The 13,346-nt window shown below is 57.9% G+C and carries 12 protein-coding genes; 10 read left to right on the top strand and 2 right to left on the bottom strand.

Annotation, left to right across the window (positions count from 1 at the left end):
* The first annotated feature begins 37 nt into the window (after nt 1–37).
* From ACFQZG_RS05935 to ACFQZG_RS05970, 8 genes are all read left to right on the top strand, one after another.
* Nucleotides 38–1,153 carry a GntR family transcriptional regulator gene (locus ACFQZG_RS05935; RefSeq protein WP_378150638.1) on the top strand — a complete coding sequence of 372 codons (1,116 nt, stop codon included), beginning with the start codon at nt 38–40 and terminating at the stop codon, nt 1,151–1,153.
* 162 nt (nt 1,154–1,315) lie between these two features.
* Nucleotides 1,316–2,620: an ABC transporter substrate-binding protein gene (locus tag ACFQZG_RS05940; protein ID WP_378150639.1), complete on the top strand. Its 1,305-nt coding sequence runs from the start codon at nt 1,316–1,318 to the stop codon at nt 2,618–2,620.
* A gap of 95 nt (nt 2,621–2,715) precedes the next feature.
* The gene (locus ACFQZG_RS05945; protein WP_378150640.1) at nt 2,716–4,008 is read left to right on the top strand and encodes a glycoside hydrolase family 125 protein; all 1,293 of its coding nucleotides are present in this window, start codon (nt 2,716–2,718) and stop codon (nt 4,006–4,008) included.
* Between the two features lie 28 nt (nt 4,009–4,036).
* Nucleotides 4,037–4,924 (top strand): carbohydrate ABC transporter permease, encoded by an 888-nt coding sequence (locus tag ACFQZG_RS05950; protein WP_378150641.1) that lies wholly within the window; start codon nt 4,037–4,039, stop codon nt 4,922–4,924.
* A gap of 16 nt (nt 4,925–4,940) precedes the next feature.
* Nucleotides 4,941–5,834: a carbohydrate ABC transporter permease gene (locus ACFQZG_RS05955; RefSeq protein ID WP_378150642.1), complete on the top strand. Its 894-nt coding sequence runs from the start codon at nt 4,941–4,943 to the stop codon at nt 5,832–5,834.
* A 3-nt stretch (nt 5,835–5,837) separates the two neighbouring features.
* Nucleotides 5,838–7,022, top strand: coding sequence for a glycoside hydrolase family 76 protein (locus ACFQZG_RS05960; RefSeq protein WP_378150643.1), 1,185 nt, complete (start codon nt 5,838–5,840; stop codon nt 7,020–7,022).
* Between the two features lie 19 nt (nt 7,023–7,041).
* Nucleotides 7,042–8,100, top strand: a complete 1,059-nt coding sequence (locus ACFQZG_RS05965; protein ID WP_378150644.1) for a glycoside hydrolase family 76 protein — start codon at nt 7,042–7,044, stop codon at nt 8,098–8,100.
* A 164-nt stretch (nt 8,101–8,264) separates the two neighbouring features.
* Nucleotides 8,265–9,047 carry an alpha/beta fold hydrolase gene (locus tag ACFQZG_RS05970; RefSeq protein WP_378150645.1) on the top strand — a complete coding sequence of 261 codons (783 nt, stop codon included), beginning with the start codon at nt 8,265–8,267 and terminating at the stop codon, nt 9,045–9,047.
* 58 nt (nt 9,048–9,105) lie between these two features.
* Here the strand turns inward: ACFQZG_RS05970 and ACFQZG_RS05975 are convergent, their stop codons facing one another.
* Nucleotides 9,106–10,578 carry a family 43 glycosylhydrolase gene (locus ACFQZG_RS05975; protein WP_378150646.1) on the bottom strand — a complete coding sequence of 491 codons (1,473 nt, stop codon included), beginning with the start codon at nt 10,576–10,578 and terminating at the stop codon, nt 9,106–9,108.
* A gap of 168 nt (nt 10,579–10,746) precedes the next feature.
* Entirely contained in the window at nt 10,747–11,790 is a 1,044-nt protein-coding gene (locus tag ACFQZG_RS05980) for a stalk domain-containing protein (RefSeq protein ID WP_378150647.1), read from the bottom strand.
* A gap of 123 nt (nt 11,791–11,913) precedes the next feature.
* On the opposite strand from ACFQZG_RS05980, the gene ACFQZG_RS05985 reads away from it, so the two are divergent.
* Nucleotides 11,914–12,540, top strand: a complete 627-nt coding sequence (locus ACFQZG_RS05985) for a GyrI-like domain-containing protein (RefSeq protein WP_378150648.1) — start codon at nt 11,914–11,916, stop codon at nt 12,538–12,540.
* Nucleotides 12,541–12,647: 107 nt separating this feature from the next.
* Nucleotides 12,648–13,313, top strand: coding sequence for a GntR family transcriptional regulator (locus tag ACFQZG_RS05990; protein ID WP_378150649.1), 666 nt, complete (start codon nt 12,648–12,650; stop codon nt 13,311–13,313).
* Nucleotides 13,314–13,346: the final 33 nt, after the last annotated feature.

The following is a 13,346-nucleotide window of genomic DNA, read 5'->3' on the forward strand; positions in this document are numbered from 1 at the left end:
ATAGTTGATATATCATGATACATCAAGGGATGATAAGATGGACGGCCCATTATACGAGCAAATCTATAATTACTTGTTCGAGAGAATCAAGAGCGGCGAGCTGGCGAGCGGAAGCAGGGTTCCGTCGGAGAAGGAGCTCGCCGACCTCTTCAACGTGAGCCGCATCACTTCCAAGAAGGCGTTGGAGATGCTGTCGGCCAACCGTCTGATCGAACGGGTGCAAGGGAAGGGCTCCTTCGTCGCGGAGAAGCTGCCCGAGCTGATCGAGACGCTTCACGAGCAAGCCGACAACCCTCAGAATTGGAAGCTGATCGGCTTGATTCTGCCCGACTTCGCGGAATCGTACGGGCTAAGGCTCATCCATGGCGTCGAAGAGAGATGCTCGGAGATCGGCGGCCGCATGCTGATGAAGATTACGTACGACAAGCGGGACGAAGAGGAAGCCGCGATCCGATCGTACTTGCAGCTGGGCGTCGACGGCTTCATTATTTTCCCGGTACACGGGGAGCACTACAACTCCGAGCTGCTGCGTCTCGTGCTGGACAAGCATCCTCTCGTGTTCGTCGACCGGTATCTGAAGGGGCTTGCCGCATGCTCGGTGTACACGGACAACCGCGCCGCGGCCTACGACATCACGAAATACTTGCTCGACCGTGGTCATACGCAGGTCGGATTCATCTCTCTACCGGTCGAGAACACTTCGACGATCGAGGATCGGATACAGGGCTATACGGACGCGCTGATCAGGCACGGCCAGAGGCTGAATCCGGAACACCTCATGACGAATATGTTCAGCTCCGTGCCGCGTTCCTTCGAGGAACGCAACGTGCAGATCGACTTCGAGAACGTCAGACGGTTCGTCGAGCTTAACCCGGATCTGACGGCGTTCGTGGCGGTAGAGTACAATATCGCGTTGATTCTGAGGGAAGTGCTGCTCTCCATGGGCAAGAGCATTCCCGGCGACTGCAGCATCGTATGCTTCGATTCTCCTCGCAGCCCGTTCAACAAGTACTTGTTCACCCATGTGAGCCAAGACGAATTCGCCATGGGCCAACGCGCCGTCGACCTGCTTCAGTCGCAATGGGACGCCAAGGACATTCCGTTCAACAACACGATTCCGTACGCGATCGTCAAAGGCGACTCCACCGATTAGTCCCCATTAGCCCGAATAAGATTCGGGCTTTTATTTTTCCAATCTACAAATGGTTACAAAATGATATATCAAGTTTAGAAAATATTTATGTTGACATATTAACTATGATCTCCTATTATACTATTTGTAAGCGCTTAATAATTCGTTTAGGGGGCTTCGCAAATGAAAAAATGGTTAGGCGTAGCATCGGCTTGCATCATGGCAACATCGCTATTGGCAGCATGCAGCAACGATAATGACAATAAATCGGCTTCGCCCGGCAATTCTTCTTCCAAATCCGAAGGCGGCAACCCGGTCGAAATCACGTTCTGGGGCGACTGGGGCGGAGAAGGCCAGAAACAATTCGAGACGATGGTCGACGCGTTCAACAAGTCGCAGGATAAGATTCGCGTCAAATACGTGCTTCAGCAAGACATGATCACGAAGTTCTTGACGGCCGCGACTTCGGGCGGTTCGCCGGATATCATGTTCTGGGACCGCTGGCGGACGAACCTGTACGCGCCCAAAAACGTGCTGCACCCGATCGACGAATACTTGGAGCGGGACGGCATCAGTAAATCCGACTATTACGACGAAGCGCTGAAGGAGCTTAGCCACGACGGCAAGCTGTACGGACTGCCGCTCACGGTCGACGCCCGCGCCCTGTTCTACAACAAGAAGCTGTTCGCCGAGGCGAATCTGCAGCCGCCTACCACGTGGGAAGAGCTGGCGGCCGCGGCGAAGAAGCTCACGAAGTGGAACGGCGACAAGCTCGAAGTCGCGGGCTTCTCGCTGGGCGACGCCGGACTGTATAACATGTATCTGCAGCAAGCGGGCGGCTCGATGCTGAACGCGGCCAACGACGCGACCGACTTCAACAACCAGAAGGGCCTATCCGTACTTAACCTGTGGGACCGCTTGCTCAATCAAGACAAAGTGTACAAAATCGGGTTCGAGCAAGGGCTAGGCGAAGGCACGGACGCGTTCGTAACCGGCAAGCTCGCGATGAATTATACGGGACCTTGGATGCTCAGCACGTATAAGAAGTACGGCCAAGATCTCGACTTCGGGGTCGTTCCTCCCCCGGCGGGTCCGAACGGCGACAAGGGAAGCGTCATGGGCGGTTTCGGCCTCGTCATCGCCGAAGGTTCCAAGCACAAGGAAGAAGCTTGGGAATTCGAGAAATGGTGGCTCGCCAACAAAGACAACTACTTGATGTGGTCCAAAATGAGCTTGAACATTCCGGGATACAAACCGGCGCTCGACGATCCGTTCTTCAAGGACGATCCGGCTTGGAAGCCGTTCCTCGACACGCTCGAGTTCGCCAAGATCAGACCGCAGCATCCGGGCTACTCGGTCATGGAAGGCGACGGACTCGTTCCGAACCTGCAGCTGTTCCTGGAAGGCAAGCAGGACGCGGCTTCGACGCTTAAGAAAGCCCAAGAGCAGGGCGACCGGCTGTTGAAAGACAACGCGGACGTGAAATAAGCGGATCGCGCATCGCGACGGGAGACGAAAAGGGAGGCCGACCCTCCCTTTTCTCATTCCGTCCGAATCCGAGAAGGGAAGAAGGGGAGAGAACGATGGCACAGCTAGCGAAGTCGCTTGAATCGCTGAACGGTATGATCGCCAAGGTGCGCGAACGGCTCCCGGACCGTCCCAAGACGCACGAGATGTTCGCCCGTTGTATCCGCAATACGATCGATACGACTTTTCGCCACCTTCCCGACGGCACCGCTTTCGTCATTACGGGAGATATCCCGGCGATGTGGCTCCGGGACTCCGCGGCCCAAGCGAGGCCGTATCTATTGCTGGCGGCGGAGGATGAGGAAATTCATCGCTTGCTGCAAGGCATCGTGGAGAGACAACTGAGATTCGTCCTGCACGACCCGTACGCCAACGCGTTCAACGAAGCTCCGAACGGCAACGGGCATCAAGAGGACGATACCCCGATGACGCCTTGGATCTGGGAGAGGAAGTACGAGATCGATTCTCTGTGTTACCCGCTGCAGCTCGCTTATCTGTTATGGAAGAACACGGGGTCGACGACGCATTTTACCGATACTTTCACGGATGCGGTCGGGGTCATCCTCGACGTATGGACGAAAGAACAGAATCATGAAACCGACTCGGAATACCGTTTCGAACGCGGAAACTGTCCGATTACCGATACGCTTGGACGGAATGGAAGAGGGGCGCCGACGGGCAGAACGGGCATGACGTGGTCGGGCTTCCGGCCAAGCGACGACGCATGCGACTATGGGTATCTGATCCCTTCGAACATGTTCGCCGTCGTCGTGCTCGGGTACGTGAGCGAGATTGCCGACGTCGTGCTGAACGATCTCGAATTGAAGCGCAAGGCCGAGGCATTAGCGCGCGACATCGATCAAGGCATCCGCGAGTTCGGCACCTTGGAGCATCCCGAACACGGCACGGTCTACGCCTACGAGGCGGACGGGTTAGGCAACCGTCTCCTGATGGACGACGCCAACGTGCCGAGCCTGTTGTCCATCCCGTATTTGGGCTACGCGCCGAGCGACGATCCGATCTACCGCAATACGAGAGCACTCGTGCTAAGCAGGGGTAATCCTTATTATTACGAAGGAACGGAAGCGTCCGGCATCGGCAGCCCTCATACGCCGGAGCGATATATCTGGCATATCTCGCTGGCCATGCAAGGGTTAACCTCGGACGATCCGGAGGAGAAGCTCCGCTTGCTAGACTTGCTCGAGCGGACGGAAGCGGGCAAGGGAATGATGCACGAAGGCTTCCACGCGGACGACTCGAGCCGCTATACGAGGGAATGGTTCTCGTGGGCGAACATGATGTACTGCGAGCTGGCGCTCGATGCTTGCGGCATTCGGGTCGCGAGATGAGCGGTTAACGAAAGGAGGGGCAAGAGGCATGCTTCGATCCCGTAAGCTTCAAGGTCACCAGGCGAGAATGGCGTATCTGTTCATCACGCCGACGTTGCTTCTGTTCGCCGTGTTCACGGTCATACCGGTATTCATGGCGTTCTATCTCAGCTTCACGAATTACGACGTGCTGAGCCGCATGGATTGGATCGGCTTGGATAATTACCGCAAGCTCCTATCGGATAGTCTGCTCTGGCAGACGTTCCGCAACGTGCTTCTCTACACGATCGTCTTCGTTCCTCTCAATATCTTGATCTCGCTTCTCGTGGCGTTGCTTCTGAACAAAGCGAGGATAGGCGTCAAGCTGTTCCGTACGCTGAACTACTTGCCCACGCTTACGTCCGCCGTTGCCGCGGCGACCGTGTGGCTATGGATTCTGCATCCCGACTACGGCTTGCTGAACGGCATTCTCGGCTACTTCGGCATCACCGGACCCGCTTGGACTTCGAAGACGGACACGGCGATGGCTTCCGTCATCATGCTTACGCTATGGCAGTCGATCGGTTCGAACATGGTCATTTACCTTGCCGGCTTGCAAGGCGTTCCCGACTATCTGTACGAGTCCGCCAAGCTGGACGGGGCGAACGCGACCCAGCGGTTCCGCTTCATCACGTGGCCGCAGCTGCGGCCGACGACGTTCCTCGTCAGCACGATGTCGATCATCGGGGCGCTGCAGTTGTTCGATCAAGCGTTCGTGCTCACGCAAGGCGGACCGGCCAACGCGACCAAAACCCCGGTCTATCTCATCTACCAGCAAGGCTTCAACCAGCTGAATATGGGTTACGCCTCCGCGCAGGCGTTCGTCTTGGCGGTCGCGATTCTCGTCTTCTCACTCGTCAATATGAAGGTGTCCAAAGCGGAAGAGTCTATCGTATAGAAAGCGGTGATCGGCTGTGAGATCCAACGTTACTTTGCATGCAGGCCATGTCCGAACGCTCCGCGGCGCCGTGTTCTATGCCGTAGCCGTCCTCGTATCGATGGTCATGTTCCTTCCGTTCCTCTGGAGCGTGCTTACGTCGCTGAAGCCGGATGACGAAATCTTCGCGTATCCGCTGCAGTGGCTGCCATCCCGCGTTACGTTCGAGCACTATGCGGACGCGTTCAGAACCGTTCCGTTCGGCAGGTATTTCGCCAACTCCTTCTTCCTGGCCGTCATGGGCGTGCTGACGAACCTGTTCTTCGGCTCCCTGGCCGGCTACGCGTTCGCGAAGCTGCCTTTCCGGTTCAATAAGCCGATCTTCCGCGTGCTGCTCGCGGCGATGATGATTCCGGGCGTCGTCACGATGATTCCGAGCTTCTACGTCTTGATGCACTTTCCGTTCTTCGGCGGGAACGATTGGACGGGAGGCGGCGGACACGGGCTGATCAACTCGTTCTCCGCGATCATTCTTCCGGGTGCGTCCGGCACGTTCGCCGTCTTCTTCATGCGCCAGTTTTTCCTGACGCTGCCGAGCGACATGATGGAGATGGCGCGGATCGAAGGGGCGGGAGAATTCCATATCTTCTGGCGCATCTACTTGCCATTGACGAAGCCCGCTCTGGCCACGCTCGGCATCTTCACGTTCCAGGCCGGCTGGAACTCGTTCCTATGGCCGATGATCGTGCTGAACGATCCGCAGAAGCATACGATCCAGATGGGGCTTCAGGCGTTCTCCTTCAATTATCAGACCGATTACGGACCGATGATGGCCGGCGCTCTCGTCGCGATCCTGCCGATTCTGATCCTGTTCGTCCTGCTGCAGAAGTACTTCATTCAAGGGATCGCGTTCAGCGGCGTGAAGGGCTAGCTTATGATTCGCATACGTGGTTCGCGATCGATATGGGCGTTAAGCATCGGCGTTGCGATCGTCGTCGGCGCGGCCGCGTCCGTCTGGGGCTTCGGCTCCCGCTTCGGGCCGAGCGGCGGAGAAGCGTCGGGGGAATGGGCCGAGGAAGCGGAAGCCGCTTCGATCGCGCTGACGCAATCGTTCTGGGACGACAAGAGGGGCATGTTCAACAACGCTTCGCCCTGCATGCTGCAGCTATGCACCGACCCGTTCAACTATTGGTGGCAAGCGCACGCGGCGGATGCGCTGCTCGACGCGTACGAGCGCACGAAGTCCGAGGATGTCTCCCGCCGGGTCGGGGAGCTGTTCGACGGCATTCTGAACCGCAACGCCGGGTTCTGGCCGAACGATTATTACGACGACATGGAGTGGATGGGGCTCGCGTGGCTGCGGGCTTACGATCTGCTCGGAGAAGAGAAGTACAAGACGGCGGCTCTCGCTCTCTGGGCGGACATTCAGACCGGGTGGAACGAGGAGTACGGCGGAGGTATCGCGTGGCGCAAGGGGCAGCCGGATTACAAAAATACGCCGGCGAACGCTCCCGCGGTCATCCTGGCGGCGCGCCTATACGAGCGATTCGGCAACGAAGCGGATCTCGCCTGGGCGAAGCGAATCTACGAATGGCAACGAAGCGTCTTGGTCGATCCCGAGACGGGGCTCGTATGGGACGGCATTAACCGGACGGGCGACGGCAAGATCGACTACGATTGGAAGTTCACTTACGGGCAAGGCGTATTCATCGGAGCGGGGGTCGAGCTCTACAAGATCTCCGGGGACGACCGGTACTTAGCGGAAGCGCGAAGGACGGCGGACAACGCGATCGCGGCGATCGCCAGCCCGGCAACGGGGCTGCTCCCGAACGAGGGCGATGGCGACGGGGCTTTGTTCAAAGGCGTCTTCGCCAGATATCTCGCCGGCCTGGCCGCGATCGATTCGGCGGAAGGGGGCCGATACGCGGCGTTCCTCTACTCGAACGCGGCTAGCGTAAGAGATTACGTACAGAGCGAAGACGGCGGCTTAATAGGGCCGTCTTGGGCGCAACCGCCGGAAGCGGTCGTGCCGTTAAGCGCCCAGATCAGCGGAACGATGCTGTACGAACAGGTTGCCGCGCTGGAACGAACGGGCATTCAAGCCGAGACGAAATCCTAACGAAAGCGAGCGACGGAACATGAACATGACGACGACGGGACACGCTCGGGCCGATCAGGCGCAAGCCGCGCTGCGGGACTATTACTGGAATCCGGAGCTGGGGATGTACAATATCGAGACGCCGTGTCCGGGAGGGGCATGCAACACGATCTTCCATTATTGGTGGATGGCGCACGCCGCCGAGGCGCTGGTCGACGGACTCGAACGGACGGGGGACGACGTCTATCGCGAAGCGTTGTCGCAGCTGTTCGACGGCCTGCTTCGACGGAACGGAGGAGCTTGGCCGAACGCGCTGTACGACGACATGGAATGGATGGCGATCGCCTGGCTAAGGGCGTTCGAAGCGACGAAGGAAGACCGGTACAAGCAAGCGGCGCTCGTGCTGTGGGAAGACATCAAGACGGGCTGGAACGACCATATGGGCGGGGGAATCGCCTGGCAGAAGAGCCAGCTCGATTACAAGAACACGCCCGCGAACGCGCCGGCGGTCATTCTGGCGACCCGGCTTCATCGGGTTTTCGGACGGGCGGACGACTTGGCGTGGGCGATGAAGATCTACGACTGGCAGAAGAGGACGCTCGTCGATCCGGACAGTGGGTTCGTCTGGGACGGCGTCAACCGAACGGGCGACGGGAGCATCGACAAGGATTGGGCGTTCACTTATTGCCAGGGCGTCTTCATCGGCGCGGCGCACGAATTGTACCGTGCGACGAAGGACGAAGGTTATCTGCTGGACGCGGAGAGAACGGCGAATGCCGCGATCGCACGGCTGACCGATCCGTCGACGGCGATGCTGCCGGGAGAAGGCAACGGAGACGGGGGCTTATTCAAGGGAATCTTCGTCCGATACGCGGCGAACTTGGTTGTGGAAGAGCCTGCCCGGTTCGCGGCATTGGGCGGACTGCTGCTTCGCAACGCTTCGATCGCATGGGACGAAGGCCGCGCGGAAGAAGCTGCGTTGTTCGGGCCGGTCTGGAATCGGGCGCCGGGCGGTATCGTGGAGCTAGGAACGCAAATTTGCGGCATCATCTTATTGGAAATGGCCGCGAAGGTCGAGGAGCGGATGAGCCGGGTTTAGAACGAAAGTTGCAGTTAGTTGCCTGCCTGCCGGACTTTCCGGCAGGTTTTTTTCTGTCGTGAAAGAGGCTAACAGCGTGTCCGATGAGCGAGTCGATGAATACAGTAACGACGTATAGCGTTCGTTCGAGCAAGGGACGAGAAGAGGCGGGGAGTGGAGCAACGTTGGGAAGAGCGTTCGTTAACGGCATTCACCTTCGATATGAATCGGAGGGCGAAGGATTTCCGATTGTCGCGATTACGGGCAAGGACGGCAGCATGGACTGGTGGCATCCCGCGATCAAGTCCGCGTTAAGCGCGGGCAATCGCCTCATTATGCTGGACAATCGAGGGACGGGCGGCAGCGACCGTCCCGCGGAGCCCTATGGAATCGCGGATATGGCCAAGGACGTCGTCGGTCTGTTTAACGTGCTTGGCATCGACAAGGCGCATCTGCTTGGCCAGTCGATGGGCGGCATGATCGCGCAGGAAATCGCGATCGAGCACCCCGAGCGGGTGGAGAAGCTCATCTTGTGCAGCACGACATGCGGCGTCCGGAGAGCGTTGCCGACGTTCCGGATGATCAGATGGCTGGCGCGCAAGCCCGCCGAATTCGATTCGCGCGCCGCGCTGGCCATGTTGTTCTCCGACGCTTATATTCGGGACAATCCGGAAGAAATCGCCGACTTGGTCGAACGGATGAGCGGCTCTCCTCCCGGCGCGGCGACGATGGCGATGCACAAACAAGCGAGCGCAAGCTTCGACAGCTTCGATCGGCTAGGGCGGATCGAGGCGCCGACGCTCATCATTCATGGAGAGGACGATTGGGTGTTCCGTCCGAAGCATGCCGAGATGCTGCATAAGCGTATATTCAACTCGCGATTAGTCACGTACCCCAGGGCGGGACACGGCGTGCTATCGCAAGAGCGGCTTAAGGCGCTGGAGGAAATCCGGCGGTTCATCGACTGAAGCAAAGCCTGCCCTCCGTTTTAGGAGAGCAGGCTTTGTCGTGTCATACGCTTGTAATTTACGTGCCCAGCACCTTCACCTCGTACAATGTCGGGGTGTACCAGTTGTTCGGGTTGTTCCAGAGCACCGCGTTGACGAGGGCGATCCGGACGTATCGGGCGTTGAAGTTGACGGTGTCCGTCGTGAAGCCGTACGTCTTGTTGCTCGTGCGATCGATCGTCGTCCAGCTCGTGCCGTTCGTGCTGTATTCGATCTTGTACTGATGGTATCCTTCCGAGCCGTTATGCAAGTACCACGAGATGTCGATCTCCCGCACGTTCCTCGTCGAGCCGAGGTCGACCCGCCACCAGGAAGGCCAAGTGACGGCCGACGCCTTCCATTCATTCGCGTAGTTGCCGTCGTTCGCCCGGCTTGCCGCGAAGCCCGATGCCGAAGAGCTTGCGGTCGCCGTCTTCCCTTGGGACAAGTTCGAGAAGCCGGTCGGCACGCTCGAGACTCCCGTCGCGGCATCGATCGTCCAATTGCTCTGCCATTCGAGCGAGGCGGTGCCCGCGCTTCCGTTCAACGTGAGCGGGAGCCAGATGTAGCGCGAGTCCCCGAGAGCGCTGGAGTTCCATCGATCCCCCATGTACATGTACGTTGTCGCGCTCGTCCCCTGAACCGGGAAAATAAACGCAGATTGCGAGTAGAAAGCCGAATTGTTCCCCAGGTTCACGGGCGCGGTCCACGGTCCGGCCATCGAAGTAGCCGTCATGTACTTGGCCTGGTTCGGATACCAGCCGGACGCGCCCGAAGTAATAAGGAAGTATCGGCCGTTCTGCTTGGCGACCGCCGGCGCTTCGCGGTGCCCGTTCTGCGCGACCCAGCCTTGGAACGTGCTGACGTTCAAGTAATCGCTCGTCAGCTTGAACGAAGCGAGCGAGTCGTTCGCCCCGCCGCCGGAGTTGGAGGCGCTGAGCAGGTAGGCGCTGCCGTCGTCGTCTTTGAACACGGTCATGTCTCTCGACTCGTAGTTGAGCGGACGGAAGCTGCCGTGATACGTGTACGCGCCGCACACGTTGCTGCTCGAAGCGACGGCGACCCGGCCTAGCGAATAGTCGGTCGCGTTCTCGTAATGCATCCACATGACGTACTTGCCGGTCGTCGAATTGTAGATGACTTTGGGCCGTTCGACTTTGCTGTTCTGCAGCTCGGCGTGCGAGCTCGGCTTCAGCGGATAGCTGACCCATTGCCAGTTCTTCAGGTCCGAGGACGAATAGCAGACGACGTTGCGGAACGAAGCGGAATTATGAAGCTTGTCTTCGCCGATCCAGTAGTACGTGGAACCGACCTTGATGATCGAGCCGCCGTGCGCTTGAATGGTGCCGCCGGTCGTGTCGTACCAGACGGGGCCGTTCGTGATCGTTACGTTCGCGGCGTGCGCGGTGCGAAGCTGGGCGTTAAGAAGCGACAATACGAATACGAGAGACAGGCAGATCAGTAAAGCTTGCTTCGCGAAGCGTCTTTCCAAGGCGCGGGAGTTGCCAGACATTATCCATCTCCTCCTTAGTTTGAACTTCCTCTCTAAGGTAGCGCGGATGACTGGCCTCCGATAGATCAAATAACGGGCATTCGTGAACTATGCGGCGGTCGATCGCCGTTCTTCGAATCGTTCATAAACCGTGGAATTGTTCACTGCGGCGGCGACGGAGGCGTCCGATCAGAACAATCGTCTCGCCGTCACGAAGCGCTCCTTCCACTGGCCCTCGAATTGTGCGAAATGAACGCCGAGCTTCTCCGAGTACGTATGCAGAATGCGATTGTCGCCGGCATAGATGCCTACGTGTCCGATATCGAGTCCGCGCGCTTCGAAGAACATCAAGTCCCCTTCGCGCAGCTCATCGACCGCGACCTCCGTCCCTTCCTTGGCTTGGTCGTAGGAGACGCGCGGCAGCTCGATGTTCAGCGTGTCCTTGAACACGCGCTTGACGAAGGAAGAGCAATCGAACGTATCGGTCTGCTCGGGAGAAGCGCCGAAATCGTAAGGCGTTCCCAGATATCGGGCGCCGTAGGCAATCAAGGCGTCCGCTTGCAACCGAGCCAACGTAGGGCTCGCGTAATCGGTATAGAGCGGCTTGGCCGAGATGAAGCCGATGGAGAGATCTTGGGTTTGCACTTCCAGCCAATCGGCGTCCATCTCTCGGATGACGTGAATCCGCTCGCCCTTCGGAAGCATGCGGACGACGGTCGCTTCGTCGGTCTTGCCGGGGGCAACGCGCAGGTTGACGCCGTATTCGACGCCGGTCTCGTAGCCGCGGGCGGAAGAGATCGTGATGGAGCGGGAATAGTCGTGCCATTTCACGAGATTGCCGAGCGCTTCGCTGACGAATCGCAACGGCACCATCGTGAAGCCGTCGACGATCTGCCCGGGTACGGGCAGATCCAGCCGATCGTTATTCTTATAGGCGTCCGTCGCCCCGATCCGGTATGTAAGGGTCGTTCCTTCCTTCACGGCCGTAACCGTTCGCGAATCGGGATCCCAGTTCACCTTGGCGCCTTGCGCTTCGAATATCGGGCGAAGCGGTACGAGGCTATATCCGTCCTCGATGACGGGCGGAACTTGGAACTTCAACGGGAGTCCGTCCAGATAGACGGTCGGCGCGGGATCCGGAAGCGGTTCGGCGTGGACAGGATTCGCGTCGTACAGCATCAGCGACAGCAGCATCAAGGCGGGGGCGATAAGCAGGCAGGAAGTTCTCTTCATGATAGGCACCTCTTTCCATGGGCTGTGTTGGTAATGGTTAGACGCGGCGAGGCTATGGTTTGTTTCATTTCTTCTAATAGAAGTGGTATGATGCAACTGAAAAAGTACGCCGGGGGCGATGTCATGAAACACGAGTGGAGAAAGCTGGAGAAGTCTTATTATTCGCCGGGCGCTAATCCGAGCGCGATTGAGATTCCCGCGTTTACTTTCTTCGCGGTCGAGGGGGCGGGGAACCCGAACGGAGAGGCGTTCATGGAAGTCGTCGAAATCCTGTACGCGGCCGCCTATTCGGCGAGAATGATGCCCAAGAAGGGATACACTCCCGAAGGCTATTACGAATATACGGTTTACCCGCTCGAAGGCGTGTGGGACTTGGACGAAGAGGGCAGGAAGCTGGAGCGGTTGGACAAGGATCGGCTCGTCTATACGCTGATGATCAGGCAGCCGGATTTCGTCACGGAGGAGATCTTCGAACGGGTCAAGGACGCGGTCGCGGCCAAGCTGGGGACCGAGAGCGCGGGCAGGCTTCTCTACGTCCGGGAAGAAGAAGGCTTCTGCGTGCAATGCTTGCACAAGGGCAGCTACGATAGCGAGCCGGAGACGTTCTCGCGCATGGAGTCGTACGCCGAGGCGAACGGTTGGAAGCGGGCCGAGAAGACGCATCGGGAGATTTATCTGTCCGACGCGCGCAGGGTTACGGAGGACAAGCTGCTGACCGTGCTGCGGTTTAAGGCTTCGACGGGTATGTAGTTAGACGCGTCTCGGGGTTCCGTTAGAATGAGTCTTGTCAAAACAAGACTTTGCTTTTACAATAAATCGTGTACGATATATTAATATCGATTGAAGGCGGTAGCTGCATGAAAAAAGGGTTAAGTCGCTACGTGTTGGCGGATGAAATCTACGCCGTGCTTAAGAACATGATACTAACTCACGAAATCGCTCCCGGCGAGAAGATCAACATCGATCAGCTCGGTCGCGATCTGGAGGTCAGCAACATCCCGATTCGCGAATCGTTGTCCCGATTGTCCGCGGAAGGGCTGGTCGAGACGGTCCCGTTCAAAGGAATGTACGTGGCCAAGATGTCTCTGCGGGAGCTGGATGAGATATTCGAAATCCGCATGGAGCTGGAAGCGTTGGCTATTCGAAGTTCCGCCGGCAAAATCCCGCAAACGAAGCTAACCAAGCTGGAGTCGGATATGCTGGATTGGCAAAAAGCCGAATTCGCGGAAGGCGACGATTCCATTCGACGCATCGCCGAAATGAACGAAGGGCTGCACGGACTTCTTTTGGAGTGGTGCGGGAACAGCTTGCTTCAGAGCTTGATTCGTTCGTACATCGAGAAAATCCAAAGATACTTGTCCTTGTCCCGACAGCACGTGGAGCAGGCGCTCGTTCATGAAGAATGGGAAGAACATATGCGGGTCATACGCGAACTTATCGCCGGCGATACGATTGCCGCAGAACAAGCGTTGAAGAGCCACTTGGAACGCTCGCATGCGAGAACCAGAACCTACTTTATCTAATTTTTTTTGCTATAAATCATACACGATATACGA

Source organism: Cohnella sp. GCM10027633, from assembly GCF_042675445.1.
Taxonomy (GTDB): domain Bacteria; phylum Bacillota; class Bacilli; order Paenibacillales; family Paenibacillaceae; genus Cohnella.